The following is a 14,633-nucleotide window of genomic DNA, read 5'->3' on the forward strand; positions in this document are numbered from 1 at the left end:
GCGTCCGGAACGAAGGACCCGATGGGAGCCGACGAGAAGGATGCGGCGATCCGGCTCGCCTATGACTTCCCCTGGTTCACCATCGGCGGCTTCTATGTCGATGGTTCGGTCGGCGGCGATCTCCTCGGCGGCAATGCGGCATCCACCGTGGACTACAGCCGCACCGGGATCGACTTCCAGGTCGAGCAGGGGAACCTGTACATCCAGGGGATGTACATGGACGCCAAGGACGACGTCTACGACCCGGTCAACGATGTGATCACCGGTGACCAGTCGAATGCGGCGTACTACATCCAGGGCTTCTACGTGATCAACGCCGAGGGTGACACCCCGATCGTGCCGCTCCTCCGCTACCAGTCGGTCGAGTCGAACGACGGGAACGACTCCGTCGATTCGATCGTGGCGAACGTGACCGCCTACATCCGCCAGAACATCAACGTTTCCCTCGAATACTGGAAGGAAACGTCGGTGCCCACCGGCCAGGCGAAGAACGACCGGAAGACGCTGCTGTTCAACATCGTCTTCTGAAGCGCGGATCGGGCAGGGCCCGCGTCCCACCAGGGGCGCGGGCCCTTCGTCTACCGGGGCGGAGGCGCGCCCCACAAGAGCGTCACGCCGACGCTCCAGCCGCCGCGACGCCGGTCGACCGCCACCGACACCTCCCGCCCGCGCCCTGCGAACCGCTCGTGCATCACCCGGGCGGTGAAGTTCCCGAGAGCCGCGCCTGCCAGCACGTCCGTGGGGAAGTGGACCCCGGCCTCCACCCGCGCCCATGCGGTTCCCGCGGCGAGAGCGGTGAGTCCCGCGCCCAAGGCGCACCTCCAACCCGGCGGCAGCGCCGATTCCTCGAGGTCCACCCGGCCCGCCGCGGCATAGGCGAAGGCCCGCGACGCGTGCCCCGATGGAAAGCTCTCCCGGTCCGACCCGTCGGGCCGGCGGCGCCGGGTGGCGCGCTTGAGCCCGGCGGTGAGCGATGTCGCGGTCACGGCGGCGGCGTGATCGAGGAGCAGGCGGCCCCCTTTCACCCGCCACGAACCGGGAACGGCGAGGGCGGCGGCGTCCATCCCGAGATGCGCCGCTCCTCGCAGGCGGTCGCTCCATCGGCTCGCCCGCGCCGGTGAGCCGAAGAGCGGCGCTTTCCGCGTGGCCCACCGCGAGATCCGGGCGTCCCAGCCGCCGGCGGCGACGAGGGCCGCACCGGCCGCGGGGACCCAGGTGCCGCGATCGCGCGCGGCCCGCCGTAGCGCCGCTCCCCAGGACGTGGGGCCATCCGGCCGCGGCGCCCCGGCGGTCGCGCACGACAAGCCGCACGCCGCGATCAGGGCGGCGGCGATGCGTCCCGCACGGGCCGTCATGGCGCCGAATCTATCACCGGTACGGAAGCGGCTGCGCCGTCAGATGGCGGGACGGCGGGCGGGGCCGGAGGAAGGCGCCGGGGGAGGTCCGTCGAGGGCGCGCAGGCGCTCCTCGAGCCCGAGCCGGAGCTTTTCGAGGATGCGCCGCTCCGAAGGCGAGCCGGTCTCCTGCCGCTCGAGCCGCCGGCGCACGGAGTCCAGGTAGTGCCTCACGCGGTGGAGGTCCGCACGCCGTTCCGTCTCTCTCCGGAGCGCGGCACGGATCGCGAAGAGGTACGGGCCGGCCTCCTCGTGCGGATCGATCCCGGCGGCCTCGAGGCGGCTTCTCACGGCGCGCACCGCATCCGGGCAGGCGCCCAGCTCCCTTCCGAGCCGGCGCAACACGCTGCCGACGCTGCGCTCCGGATCCGTGCTCCAGGATCTGCGCGGGCGGGCGTCCATCCTGCCCGCACCGGTACCGCGAAACGGCGGGGAGTCAAGCGCGCCGGTGCGGCGCGGCGGAGGGCGAACAGCCGTGAAGGCCGCGCGCTACGGCGCCCCCGCCCCGAGCACGGCGGCACGCGCGTCCCGGGGGCCGAGCGCCGACAGCTCGGCGGCGTCGAGCAGCGCGCCGGCCGCGAAAAGCCCGCCGCCGAGGTCCGCCGGACTTCCGCTGCGCAGCCCGGAGGCCCGCAGGCCGCGATCGGCGAAGAGGATCCCCGCCGCGAAAAGCGCCGTCGTGTCGCCGGGTGGCTCCGGGAGGCGCAGCAGGCCGCTCCCGACCGCCGAAGCGTCGCTCAGCCTGACGCGGGAGGCGTTCACCAGCCCGGACGGTGTCAGGGGTGGCACCGCCTCCCCTTCACGCACCGCCGCCGACAGGTCGGCGAACAGGATCCCATCGGCGAAGAGGATCCCGTCGGCGAACAGGATCCCGTCGGCAAACAGGATGCCGCCCGACATCAACACGCCGTCCACGAACAGAGAGCCGCCGGCGGGGACGACGCCCTCACCGTCGGCTGCCGGGACGAGGACCGTGCCCGACGACCAGCGGAAGGTCTCCTCTCCGATCACCGAAACCGGCGCCCACGGATCGCTGGCGACGATCGCCCGCAGGACGCCCAGGCCGTGCGCCTCCTCTTCCGCTTCCCGGTGACGGGACTTCTCGTCCTCCCGGATCTCCCGCGAGCCGATGAGGGCCGCCAGGCGCACGGCCCCCTCGGCGTTGAGCAGGCCGGCCCCCTGCTCGAACACCGAGAAGCCGGGAAGCGTCTGGGCGGTTTCCATGAGCGCCGCCTTCACCGCCTCGGGAGAAAGGCGCGGGTTGGCCTCCAGCATCAGCGCGGCGACCCCTGACGTGACCGCTGCGGCGACGGAGGTTCCGTCGAGTCTCATGTAGACGCGCCGCTTGTCCATCTTTTCTCCGGCGAAGGAGAGGCGTCGCGGGTACCGCTCCGCCAGGAAACTCCCCCGAGCGGCCGTCGACACGACGGCGCTACCGGGTGCGACGATCTCCGGCTTGAGCAGATGGTCGTAGCGGTCGCGAAGCGGATCGTAGCCGCGCGTCGGCCCGCGCGACGAGTACGGCGCGACCCGGTCGTCGGAGCGCTGGCGCTTTTTCCCGCTCTCCGCGGCACCGGCCGTGATCGCGTGCGGGCAAAGGCCCGGTGTCGTGATCGAACCGAAGGCGCGACGTCCGTCATCGGTCCTTCCCAGGTTCCCTGCCGCCGCGACCACCACGATCCCCGCGTCGTGCAGCCGCTCCACGGCGAGGCACAGGGGATCGGTCCGGTACGACTCCGGGCTGGCGCCGCCGAAGCTCATGTTCGCCACACGGATCCCGAACTCGTCTTTCTTGGCGAGGATCCACTCGACGCCGGCCAGGACCCAGGAGGCCCGCCCGGCTCCCGAACCGTCCAGGACCTTCACCGAGACGATCGAGGCGCCCGGCGCCAGACCCGCCCGACGCTCTTCCTTGTCGCCGCGCCCGTTCCGCCCGGCGATCACACCGGCGACGAAGGTGCCGTGCCCGAAGACGTCGTCCGGCGGTTCGTCCGGCACGAAGCTGACCTTCGTCGCGGCGGGGAGGTCCGGATGATCCGCCAGCCCCGAGTCGAGCAGCGCCACCGCGATGCCGCTCCCGTCGACGCCGAACAGCCGGGCGGCCTCCCGCACGCCGGTCACCCGCCGCAGCGCGACCCCTTCGGAGAAGGCGCCGACGCGGCGGTCCAGGCTGATCGAGGCGACCTTCTCGTGCGCCGCCCACCGCGGCAGCTCCCGCGCGGGGAGATTGACCGCGATCATCCCCAGCGAGGGGAACTCGCGCGTGTTCTCCGCCCGCGCGAGGAGGTAGGTCCGGTCGGACTCGTCGAGCGGGGCGCGGAGCGTCACCACGAAGTCGCCCCTCATGTCGAGAAGGAACCCGTCGCGCAGCCACTCGAGGACATCGGGAGCCAGCTCGGCCGCCCCGGCGGGAGCGGCGACGAGGATCAGCGCAAGGCCCAACCATCCCGCGAGGGTCCGTCGCATGGGCGATCTCCATCGACCTGGCGAGCCGGGCGCGGGCAGACCGCCGCCGCGTGGCCGCCGGCCGGCCCGGCCGGGTGCAAGCCTCCCGCCACCGGGCAACACGCTGCAAGATCGGGTTTTGCCGTTTTTCGAGCCGGACGCATCCGCGCGCGGGTGTCCCGATTCCGGCCGGGATGTCCGGCCCAGACGACCGGATACGCGCCGATCTGCTAGCCTCGCCCCGGCCCGGCGGCGGATCCGGCCGGCGCCCACAGGGGGATGCCGCTTGCGTGCTTGGCAGGGTGCGCTCCGACGCCGGCGCTCCTTCGGACGGCGGGCCGGGGCGCGGGGGCGGCGGCGTGGCCCGCGCGGTGACGGCCTCGGGGCTTTCCTGGGCGTCTTCACCCCGTCCATCCTCACGATCCTCGGGGTGATCCTGTACCTGCGGCTCGGCTGGGTCGTGGGGAACGTGGGGCTGCCCCGGGCCCTTTCGATCGTCGTCCTCGCCGATCTGATCACCTTGGCCACCGCCCTGTCGCTGTGCTCCGTGGCGACGAACATGCGGGTCGGGGCGGGCGGCGCCTACTACATCATCTCCCGCAGCCTGGGGATCGAGATCGGGGCGGCGATCGGCATTCCGCTCTTCCTCGCCCAGACCTTCTCCGTCACGCTGTACGCCTACGGGTTCGTCGAGAGCCTGCGGATCGCATGGCCCGGAGTCCCCCTGGCGCCGGCGGCGGCCGTGGTGGTGCTGGCCGTCGGAGCCTTGGCCTCCCGGAGCGCCGAGGCGGCGCTGAAGCTGCAGCTCCCGATCATGGCGGCGATCGGGCTCTCGCTCGTCGTGCTGGCCGTCTCGGTGATCCGGCACGCGGGGACCTCTCCCGTCGCCTGGGAAGGGATTCCGGGCGGGCAGGACTACTGGAGCGTCTTCGCGGTCTTCTTCCCGGCGGTGACCGGAATCATGGCCGGAGTGAGCCTCTCCGGCGATCTCGCCGATCCTCGCCGGGCGATTCCCCGCGGCACGCTCGCCGCGAGCCTCGTGGGGTTTTTCGTCTACCTCGCCGTGCCGATCGCGCTCGCGTTCGCGGCCGACTCGAAGCGGCTGGCGCGCGACACGCTGATCTGGTTCTCGCTCGCCGGACGCGGGGCCTTCCTGATTTTCCCCGGTCTCTGGGGCGCGATCTTTTCCTCGGCGGTGGGCAGCATTCTGGGGGCGCCGCGCACGCTCGACGCCATGGTGGATGACCGCGTTCTCCCGCGATGGTTGGGCGGATCGCGGCGGGGACAGAGGTCGGGCAGGTCGAGCGCGCCGGCACTCGCCCTCTCCACCGGGGTCGCCCTGGCGGCTGTCGCCCTGGGAGGTCTCGACGAAGTCGCCCCGGTGTTGACGATGTTCTTCCTCACGACCTACGGGATGGTCAACCTCGTCGCCGGCCTGGAGGAGCTGGGCGGAGATCCGTCGTTCCGCCCCCTGATGCGGACCCCCTGGTACGTTTCCATCGCCGGCGCCGCGGCCTGCGTGTGGGTCATGTTCCTGATCAGCCGATGGGCGTGCGTCGCGGCGATCATTGTGGAGGCGGCGGTCTACCTGGCGATGCGCCGGCGGGAGATGAGCGCCAGCTGGGGCGATCTCCGCCGGGGCGCCCTCGTCGGGCTCGTCCGCGCCGCCGTCCTCAAGCTCAAGAGACTCCCGGAAGATCCGAGGAACTGGCGCCCGCACATCCTGCTGTTCGCAGGCGACCCCGCCCGCCGGGCGGAACTCGTCCGGTACGCCGCCTGGCTCAACCAGGAGCGCGGAATCCTCACGGTCGCCAAACTGGTCGTGGGGCCGATCGAGACACTCGCGCCGGAACTCGACGGCGAGCGGGCGCGTCTGGACGAGGAGATCGAAAACCTGGGCGTCATGGGGTTCGCCGAGGTCGACGCCGTTCCCGACTTCGAAGAGGGCGCGATCGCGGTCGCGCAGAGCAACGGCATCGCCGGCATCCACTCGAATACCGTCATGTTCGGCTGGAGCGAGAAGCCGGAGCGGAGAGCGGCGACTCTTCGGATCGTCCGGCGCCTGGCGATGCTCGGGAAGTCGTCCGTCATCGCACGCCTCGCCGGATCGCCCGGCGGGGGCCGGCGGCAGGAGATCCACGTCTGGTGGGGAGGGCTGCAGCGGAACGGCGATCTCCTGCTGATGTTCGCCCATCTGCTGTCGCGAAACCCGGAGTGGAGGCGGGCGCGGATCGGCGTGATGAGCATCGCGACGAACGAGATGATGGCGGAACGCAACCGCTCCGCCCTCGGGCGCATGCTACGGGCGGTTCGCATCGACGCCGAGACGAAGGTGATCCTGAAGCCGGAAGGCCGGCCGGTCATCGAACTGATCCACGAGGTCTCGCGCGGTGCGGACGTCGTCCTGATGGGGCTGCGCGAGGTCGAGGCGGGACGCGAGCGCGAGTATGCGGGCCGGCTCGAGGAGCTGGCCTCGGGACTCGGCACGGTGCTGTTCGTCCGGAATGCCGGGGCGTTCGCGGGGGCACTGCTCGGCAGTGCCGGCGAGGAAGGCGCGGCATGAGCCGGGATCAGTCTTCCTCCGGAGGAGTCCGGCGTTCCCGTTTGAGCGCCGACCGGCGCTTTTTCTCGGCGAGCCGCCGGGCGCGGGCGGCCGGCGGCGGCGACGTCGCCACCCGCGGCCGGCGAGGCGCCAGCGCCGCGGTGAGGATCGCGATCATCCGCTCGAGCGCGTCCTCCCGGTTCCGGTGTTGGCTCCGTGTCCGCTGGGAACGGACCGCCAGCACCCCTGGCGGGTCGAGCCTGCCGGCGAGCCGCTCCAGCAGGCGGGCCCGGACCGGATCGGGAAGGCTGGGCGACCCCGCGATGTCGAACCGCAGTTCCACGCGGGTGTGGGCGCGGTTCACGTGCTGGCCGCCGGGCCCGCTGGCCGGGCCGAACATGAACTGGATCTCGGCCAGCGGGATCCGCACGCCTCCGGGAAGTTCGATGAAGCGTCGCGGCACGGTGACATGCTATGACACCGGCGGGCTTCCCGCTTCCGGGGGATGCGGATGAAGGTGCTCGTCACCGGTGGAACGGGGTTTGTCGGAAGGCGCCTGTCGGAGGCGCTGGCGCGGCGCGGGGACGAGGTGCACGTGGCGTCCCGGCGCCCCGAGGCGGCGCGGCGCGCCGTGCCGGGGGCGAAGGCCGTCCATCCCTGGCCGCCGCCGGCGCCCGAAGCCCTTCCCAGCGGACTCGACGCCGCCGTCAATCTCGCCGGCGAACCGGTTGCAGGACGTTGGACCGCACGCCGCCGGCGCGCCATCCGCGACAGCCGGATCGCCGGAACGGCGGCGCTGGTGGGGGCGCTCGGACGCCAGGACCGCCCACCTGAGGTGCTGCTGTCGGCGAGCGCCGTCGGCTACTACGGCGACCGCGGCGAGGAGGTGGTCGGGGAAGAGGTCGGGCCGGGTGGAGATTTCCTCGCGCGGCTGTGCCGGGACTGGGAAGCCGAGGCGAGAGCCGCGGAGCGGTGGGGGGCACGCGTGGCGCTCCTGCGGTTCGGGATCGTCCTGGGAGCGGAAGGGGGCGCCTTGCCGCCGATGATGCGGGCCCACCGCCTCGGGCTCGGAGGGCGCCTGGGAAGCGGGCGCCAGTGGTGGGCTTGGGTGCACGTCGACGACGCCGTGCGGCTGATTCTCCACGTCCTGGACGGCGATCTGGCGGGCCCGGTCAACGTGACGGCGCCGCACCCCGTTCGCCAGGCGGACTTCAGCCGGCGCCTCGCCGAGGCGCTTCACCGTCCGGCCTTCCTTTGGACCCCGCGATGGGCGCTTTTCGCCGCGGTCGGGGGATTCGCTGCGGAGCTGGTCGCCAGCCGCCGGGCGGTGCCCCGCGCCGCTGAGAGATCCGGGTTCCTGTTCCGTTTCGATACGATCGACCGGGCTTTCGGCGATCTCCTGGATCAGCGGTCCTGAACGGCAATTGCCGGTGCTGACCGCCCTCTTTATTCATTCCTCAGATGGCGGTCTCCTGCCTCGGCAAGTACGAGATCCGCGGCGAGCTCGGGCGCGGAGCGATGGGTGTCGTCTACCGCGCCTACGACACCATCCTCGAGCGCGAAGTTGCGCTCAAGACGATGGTCCTGCCGGGAGGAAAGGGATCGGAAGAAGACACCCTCCGATTCCTGCGGGAAGCCAAGGCCGCGGGGCGCCTCCACCACCCCAACATCGTCACGATTCACGAGCTCGGCGAGGAAGAGGGCCGGCCCTTCATCGCGATGGAGCTGATGGAGGGTACCGATCTGGGCCGCCTCATCGCCTCCGGGGACTTGCCGCCGATCGACCGCCGGATCCAGATCGTGGCCCAGATCTGCGATGGCCTCGACTTCGCGCACCGCGCCGGCATCGTTCATCGCGACATCAAGCCGGCCAACATCTTCCTCACCTCCACCGGCGCGGTGAAGATCCTCGATTTCGGGGTGGCGAAGCTGGCCAGCTCGGAGGCCACGCGGACGGGAACGATCATCGGGACCGTCGACTACATGTCCCCGGAACAGGTCAGGGCGCAGAAGGACCTCGACGGGAGGTCGGATCTGTTCGCCGCCGGGGTGATCCTCTACGAGCTTCTCTTCGGCCGGCGTCCTTTCTCCGGCGAACACATCGGCGTGACACTGCACCGGATCCTCAACGAGCCCCCTGCCGGCTTCGATCGCCTCGCCACGGTGCTGCCCCCGCGGCTGGCGCGCCTGGTCGCCAAGTCGCTCGCCAAGGATCGGGAGAAGCGGTTCCGGACGGCCCGCGAAATGAAGCGAGAGCTCGACGCCGTCGGCAAGGAGCTCGCCGGGGACCGAGCGCGGCAGCTTCAAGAGCGCATCGCGCGGGCGCTGTCGGGAGAAGCTACCGTTCGAACCGGCCTGCCCGACGAAGACGCGACGATCGCGGAGCCGCCGCCCGTCCGCAGGCGCCGCTGGACAGCCGCACTGCTCGGTAGCCTGGCGATCGCCGCCGGAATCGCGGGGTTGTGGTACACGGCCGGGTCGCGCTCGGGCGCGCCTGACGTGCCGCTGTCGATCGAGCGCCACCCGCCGCAGCGCCGTCCCGAGCGCCCCGTGGCGAGCGGAGCCGAGCCGGGCCGGCGGTCCAGGACCGCGCCGGGGCTCCGCCGCGGACCCGCGCCCGCGCCTCCCGCGAGAGGGAGCGCAGCCGCCGAGGGGAAGGCGGATCGCCGCTCCGGCACCGGGAAGGATCGCTCTCGGGCCGACGGACGCCCGGCGGCGGCGCCGGCGACCGCCCCGCGGAGAGCCGGCCGGCCAGCCGCGCCGCCTCCGCCCGGCCGACTGCGCCTGGACGTCACACCCTGGGCCAGGGTGCTCGCGATCCGGAGGCTGGACGATGGGAGCGTCCTGCCCGCGGGCCAGCTCGTGCCGGGAGAGCTCGTCCTGCCCCCGGGCCGCTACGCGATCGAACTCGCCCACCCGTCGGCGGTCGATCCGCTCACGATCGAAGCCGAAGTCCGCGCGAGGGATCGAACGGTCCTCGCCCGGCCGATGGGTGTCGGAGGGTTCGCCCGGTGGATCGAAGAAAACCTCTCGCGTGAGGGTGTGGTGCTGGAGGAAGAATGAGCCCGACCAGGATGATCCGCTGTGCCGTCTGGTGTCTCGGGGCCGCTGTCGCGTCGTCGGCCGGCGCCCTCGCGCTCACGGACGAGGAAATCTTCCGCGACTTCCCGTTCAACCTGCAGAACCCCGGCGGCCGCGCCCTGGGGATCGGCGGGGCCTTCATCTCGCTCGCCGACGACTCCAGCGCGGCCCAGGCGAACCCCGCGGGCCTCGCCCGGTTGCGGCGGCCGGAACTGTTCGCCGAGTTGAGGGCCTTCTCGCACGATGCCTCGGCGACGCGGATCAGCGTGCCGCTCGACACCAACGTGTTCACCGGGACGCTCGCCGCGGGGGCCGACGTCGATCCGGCGGGGGCGGTCCGGCCGGCTTTCCTGTCGTACGTGCTTCCGGGACGCCTCGTGTCGTTCGGCTTTTCCCGGATGGAGAGCCTCGATGTCAGGGCCCGGGCGAAGAACTCGTTCAGCGTGACCGGCCTGCGGCGCGTCTTCGACGTCGGGCCGGACGGTCGGCCCGTTCCGGCCGGCACGGAGGTGGTCGATCAAGAAGCCATCGCGGAAGCCGATGTGGCGACGAAGATCGAGCAGTACAACGTCGCCGTTTCCGTCGCACTCCACCGGCGGTTTTCCATCGGTCTGACGGCCGTCTTCGGCAGAATCGACATCGACGGAAGGACGGACAATCTCTTCCGAGACCGAAGTGTCACCGACTCCGTTCCGGTCCTCGACTATGCCACGCGTATCGACGATTCCGACACGGCTCTCGGGGCGAACGTGGGGATCCTGTGGCGTCCGACCGACCACCTGAGCTTCGGAGCCGTTTACCGGCGTGGCCTCCGGTTCGAGGTCAGAGAAACCGTGCCGGAGGTGGGTGCCAACGCGCCATCCGTGCGGGAGCAGTTCGGCGCCGAATTCGCCAACAAGATCGCGACGCCGGACTCCTACGGAATCGGGGTCGCGTTTCGCCCGACGGAGCCTCTGACCTTCTTCCTCGACGCGGTGCGTGTGGAGTACTCCGATCTGCTCGAGGGTTACATCGCCGGCCTCAATCGAATCACCTTTCCCGACCGGGAGACGCCGTTCGCCGTGGATGACGGTACGGAGATCCACTTCGGCGTGGAGAAGCTCTTCCTCGCCGGCAGCGTTCCGGTCGCTGCCCGCATCGGCGTCTGGACCGATCCGGACCATCGCATCCGCTCGACGGCCCCCGGGCTGGACCAGGTCTTCCCCGCCGGGGACGATCTGACGCACTACAGCGCCGGCGTCGGCGTGACCCTCGACCGAATCCAGTTCGACTTCGCCGTCGACCGTTCGCGCGACAGCGCGACGATGGTGGCGTCGACGATCTATCGGTTCTGAGGCCGAGGATGCGAAAGGCCGCCGCGGCAGCCATCCTGCTCGCCCTCCTTTCCGCCGGGCTCGGCCGCGGCGAGTGGTACGACCACTATCTCGACGGAGTGGAAGCGCTCGAATCGGGCGACCCGGAAACGGCGGCCGGCCGGTTCCGCGAGGCGATCCGGATGCGCCCGGAGCCGGGTTACTACCGGACGTACGGAAACAACTACCTCCGCTACACGCCGTACTTCCATCTCGGGGCCGCGCTGCACGACTCCGGCGATTGCGCGGGCGCCCTCGAGGCCTTCCGGCGGTCGGAGGAGTCGGGAGAGCTCGAGGACCTTCCGCTGCTCGCGGCTCGCCGGCGCGCGCTCCGGGAGGCCTGCACCGCCCGGCTGGCGCCCCCCGCGAGCGGAGGGGAAAGGCGCTCCCCTCCGTCGCGCCCCGTGACGGGACGGATCTCGCGCCGGGCGCTCCGGGACGCGGTGCGCGCCTACCTCGAAGGCGACTACCCGGCGGCCGAGGCCCGATTCGAGGCCCTGATCGAGCGGGCGCCCCGATCGGCGACGCTGCACGCGGTGCTCGCGTGCGTGCTGGCGGCCAAGTCGCGGACCGGAGGTACCCCCGCCGACCTCGACAGCGCGCGCCGGGCGCTCGCCGAGGCGCTCGAGCTCGATCCCGGGCTCGAACTCGACGCCCGGTACTTCTCGCCGCTGGTGCGTTCGCTGCGTCCGCCGGGGACCGGCCCGGCGGCACCCGGCCCGCGGACGAAAAAAGGGCCCGGTCGTCCCGGGCCTGTCCTCGCGTCGGAGGACCACGCGAACGGTTCGTGAGGGCCGGTCCGCTCAGGCGGCGAGCTTCTTCCGGCCCCCGTGCTCGATCTTGATCGGGACCTTCTTCGGCAACGCCGCTTCGGAGACCGGGAGCGTCACGAAGAGCACGCCGTCCCTGTAAGAGGCCTGGACCTTGTCCGCATCCACGCCGTCGGGCAGGTCGAAGCGGCGCTCGAACCGGAATCCGCCACGCTCGCTGAGCAGGAAGCTACGGCCTTCCTTCTCCTCGACGAACGGGCGGTGACCCCGGATCACCAGCTGGCCGCCCTGGACCGTCACGTCGACGTTCGCGGGATCCACGCCGGGGAGATCGGCGACGAGCTGGAGCCGGTCCCCTTCCATCCAGACGTCGACCGGCGGGAACCCCGTCCAGAACGGGAGATCGGCCGGTTCACCGGAAGTGAGCTGCGCCCGGGCGCCACCCGTCCTGCCGACGCGGCCGAACAGGTCCTCGAACTCCCGCTCCATGCGGCGGAAGAGGCCCCGCATGTCCGCGAGAAGATCGGTGCCGAACGAGCGCATCACCGGCAGCATCGCCACTCACCTCCTTTCCGCTGGTTTCCGCTGGATTTCCGGGCTCCCCGTCCGGAGCCCGTTCGTCATTTGGGATGCGGTCCGGGGCCTGTCAAGAGGTCGGGGCCGGTCCCCACCGGCGGGGCCGGGCTTTCGAGACTTCGAAGGACGTCCGGTCCCCCGACACGGCCACCCCTCCCCGGCACCGCCCCCAAGCTTCCCCTGCGGGGCGGTCGGGGCACCGGGGGCCGCTGCGGGCGGGAGCGGGCGCGAGCGCCGCCATCCGCGCGAGCCGGCGGCCGGAGCGCCTGCTCCGGGCCCCACCGCCGGTCGCCGCGGGTTGCGCGCGGCCCCGCTGGAGGGACGGGGTTCGGCCCCCCGGCGGGACCGCTCAGGCTTCCGCGCCCTCCGCTCCGGCCGTCTCCGACTCCCCAGCCTCCTCGGACGCTTCGGCGGGCTCCTCCTCCGGTGCCCGTCCCAGCAGGCGGGGGATCGAATCCTCCCACGGAGGCCTCCCGATCCCGGCCTCGGTGATCAGGGCGGTGACCAGCTCTCCCGGCGTGACGTCGAAGGCGGGATGCCGCGCCGGTACCCCCTCGGGGGCGATCCGGGTCCCCCCGACGGTCAAGACCTCCGCCGGGTCGCGCTCCTCGATCGGGATCGCGGCGCCCGAGGCGCAGTCGGGATCGATCGTGGAGGTCGGCGCCGCCACGTAGAACGGGATGCCGTGTCGGTGCGCGAGCACAGCGAGCGGGTAGGTCCCCACCTTGTTGGCGACGTCGCCGTTCCTGGCGACGCGGTCGGCTCCCACGACGACCAGATCGACCTCTCCCCGCGCCATCAGCGTTCCTGCCATGTTGTCGGTGATCAGCGTCACCGGGATCCCATCGCGCTGCAATTCCCAGGCCGTCAGGCGCGCTCCTTGGAGGAAGGGGCGGGTCTCGTCCGCGATCACCGACACCGCTTTGCCCTCTTCGACGGCGGCGCGGACGACGCCGAGAGCCGTACCGTATCCCGCCGTCGCCAGGGCGCCGGCATTGCAATGGGTGAGGATGCGGGCTCCCTCCGGCACCAGGATCGATCCGTGGCGCCCGATCGCGCGGTTGGCCTCGACGTCCTCATCGTGGAGGCGGCGGGCGAGGCGCTCCATTCGCGCCGCTGCCTCTTCCGGCGGGACGGCCTCGTCCAGCGCGGCCTCGCCCGACTCCAGGAGCCGGCGCACCGCCCACGAGAGGTTCACCGCCGTCGGGCGCGCTTTCTCGAGCGCGGCCGCCGCCCCGCGGATCGCTTCCCGGAACCGGTCCGGAGGTTGCGCGGCGGCGCCCCGGGCCGCCAGGGCCATTCCGTAGGCCGCCGCGACGCCGATGGCGGGGGCGCCGCGGACCACCATCGCGCGAATCGCTTCCGCGACGTCCTCGGCGGTCCGGCAGCGGATCCAGGTTTCCTCGGCCGGCAGGCGCCGCTGGTCGAGCAGTTCCAGGGCCCCGTCCACGAATCGCAGGGGTTCGATCATCCGTCCGCCTCCAGCGGAGGCGGATTCTTCTACGTTCTCTACCGGGATGCCAGGGGCCGGGCGCGATCAGAGGCTCGGGCGCGCGGGCGCGCCGCACCCGGCGTGGCGGCGCGATTTGTCCTCGTACATTCGCTTGTCGGCCGTCTGGATCAGCTCCGCGAGGTTCTCTCCGTCTGCCGGGTAGATCGCCCAGCCCGCGCTCATCCCGACCCTCACGGGACGGCCGACCGAGGTCATGATCTCCAACTTGTCGATCTCCTGCTGGGCCCTGCGCACCACCTTCTCCACGGTCTCGGGCCGCACGTCCGGCATCACCACCACGAACTCGTCACCGGCCCACCGGCAGGTGGTGTCCGTTCCCCTGAACTGCCCCCGGATGGCTCGGGCCACCTCGCGGAGCACCTCGTCCCCTACGTGGTGTCCGAAGCTGTCGTTGATCGGCTTGAACCGGTCCAGGTCCAGCACGACGACAGCCAGGCATCGTTTCTCCGCCCGAGCCCTGTCGATCTCCTGAGCGAGCTGGTGGTAGAGGTAGCGAGAATTCGGCAGCCCGGTGAGCAGGTCGGTCATCGCCCGCGCCCGCGTCTCCTCGAACGACCGGGCCGCCTCGATTGCCGAGGCGATCTGCGGGCCGACAGCCTCGAGCACCCGCTCGTGCTCGTCGGTGAAGTGATCCGGGCGGCGGTCGTAGAGGGTGATGGTGCCCAGCGGGCGCCCGGACGCCTTCAGCGGGGTCACGGCGGCGCTCCTGTATGCCCGGCCGATCTCCAGTTCTTTTCCGTAGAAGTCCAGTTCCGGCTTCGCGTTGACGACCGTGCGACCGTTCTCGAGCGCCCAACCGGTGAGCCCTTCGCCGCGCCTGAGCGTCTTGCGTTCCAGCATGTCGGCGTTCTCGCCGTCCACGTAGGCCGGAACGATCAACCGCGAATCGTCGTCGAACAGATAGACCACGCCGGTGTCGAAGTCGACGAGACGCCGCAACCGGGCGATCACGATCTTCAA

General features: G+C 71.6%; 11 protein-coding genes and 1 pseudogene. 6 read left to right on the forward strand and 6 right to left on the reverse strand.

Translation table 11 applies throughout. The features are described from left to right. Positions 1 to 528 (forward strand): hypothetical protein (locus D6718_11410; GenBank protein RMG43754.1); only part of this gene is annotated, 528 nt, incomplete at its 5' end. A 50-nt stretch (positions 529 to 578) separates the two neighbouring features. Here the strand turns inward: D6718_11410 and D6718_11415 are convergent. Together D6718_11415 and D6718_11420 are read right to left on the reverse strand one after the other, a co-directional pair. Beyond that, entirely contained in the window at positions 579 to 1,064 is a 486-nt protein-coding gene (locus D6718_11415) for a phosphatase PAP2 family protein (protein RMG43762.1), read from the reverse strand. 1,500 nt (positions 1,065 to 2,564) lie between these two features. Continuing rightward, positions 2,565 to 4,253 (reverse strand): annotated as a pseudogene (locus D6718_11420) (hypothetical protein). On the opposite strand from D6718_11420, the gene D6718_11425 reads away from it, so the two are divergent. Next, complete coding sequence (locus D6718_11425) at positions 3,739 to 6,402, forward strand: Na-K-Cl cotransporter (protein ID RMG43755.1); 2,664 nt, start codon at positions 3,739 to 3,741, stop codon at positions 6,400 to 6,402. The pseudogene D6718_11420 and the gene D6718_11425 sit on opposite strands and share 515 nt — an antisense overlap. Positions 6,403 to 6,409: 7 nt before the next feature. On the opposite strand, the gene D6718_11430 is transcribed toward D6718_11425, so the two are convergent. Next, positions 6,410 to 6,781 (reverse strand): aminoacyl-tRNA hydrolase, encoded by a 372-nt coding sequence (locus D6718_11430; protein ID RMG43763.1) that lies wholly within the window; start codon positions 6,779 to 6,781, stop codon positions 6,410 to 6,412. 111 nt (positions 6,782 to 6,892) lie between these two features. Between D6718_11430 and D6718_11435 the strand changes: the two genes are divergently transcribed. Genes D6718_11435 through D6718_11450 form a run of 4 tightly spaced genes read left to right on the forward strand, consistent with a single transcriptional unit; the run spans position 6,893 to position 11,605 of the window. Continuing rightward, the gene (locus D6718_11435; GenBank protein RMG43764.1) at positions 6,893 to 7,798 is read left to right on the forward strand and encodes a TIGR01777 family protein; all 906 of its coding nucleotides are present in this window, start codon (positions 6,893 to 6,895) and stop codon (positions 7,796 to 7,798) included. A 44-nt stretch (positions 7,799 to 7,842) separates the two neighbouring features. After that, the gene (locus D6718_11440; GenBank protein ID RMG43756.1) at positions 7,843 to 9,444 is read left to right on the forward strand and encodes a serine/threonine protein kinase; all 1,602 of its coding nucleotides are present in this window, start codon (positions 7,843 to 7,845) and stop codon (positions 9,442 to 9,444) included. Beyond that, positions 9,441 to 10,796: a hypothetical protein gene (locus tag D6718_11445; protein ID RMG43757.1), complete on the forward strand. Its 1,356-nt coding sequence runs from the start codon at positions 9,441 to 9,443 to the stop codon at positions 10,794 to 10,796. Before D6718_11440 ends, D6718_11445 begins: the two co-directional genes overlap by 4 nt. Before the next feature lie 8 nt (positions 10,797 to 10,804). Next, positions 10,805 to 11,605, forward strand: a complete 801-nt coding sequence (locus D6718_11450; GenBank protein RMG43758.1) for a hypothetical protein — start codon at positions 10,805 to 10,807, stop codon at positions 11,603 to 11,605. Positions 11,606 to 11,617: 12 nt separating this feature from the next. On the opposite strand, the gene D6718_11455 is transcribed toward D6718_11450, so the two are convergent. The 3 genes from D6718_11455 to D6718_11465 form a co-directional block, all read right to left on the reverse strand. Continuing rightward, positions 11,618 to 12,139, reverse strand: coding sequence for an Hsp20/alpha crystallin family protein (locus D6718_11455; protein ID RMG43759.1), 522 nt, complete (start codon positions 12,137 to 12,139; stop codon positions 11,618 to 11,620). A gap of 370 nt (positions 12,140 to 12,509) precedes the next feature. Continuing rightward, on the reverse strand, positions 12,510 to 13,631 hold the full coding sequence (gene mtnA / locus D6718_11460) for an S-methyl-5-thioribose-1-phosphate isomerase (protein RMG43760.1): 1,122 nt from the start codon (positions 13,629 to 13,631) through the stop codon (positions 12,510 to 12,512). A 66-nt stretch (positions 13,632 to 13,697) separates the two neighbouring features. Next, positions 13,698 to 14,633: a GGDEF domain-containing protein gene (locus tag D6718_11465; protein RMG43761.1), complete on the reverse strand. Its 936-nt coding sequence runs from the start codon at positions 14,631 to 14,633 to the stop codon at positions 13,698 to 13,700.

The sequence above is a fragment of the Acidobacteriota bacterium genome, assembly GCA_003696075.1.
Classification (GTDB): domain Bacteria; phylum Acidobacteriota; class Polarisedimenticolia; order J045; family J045; genus J045.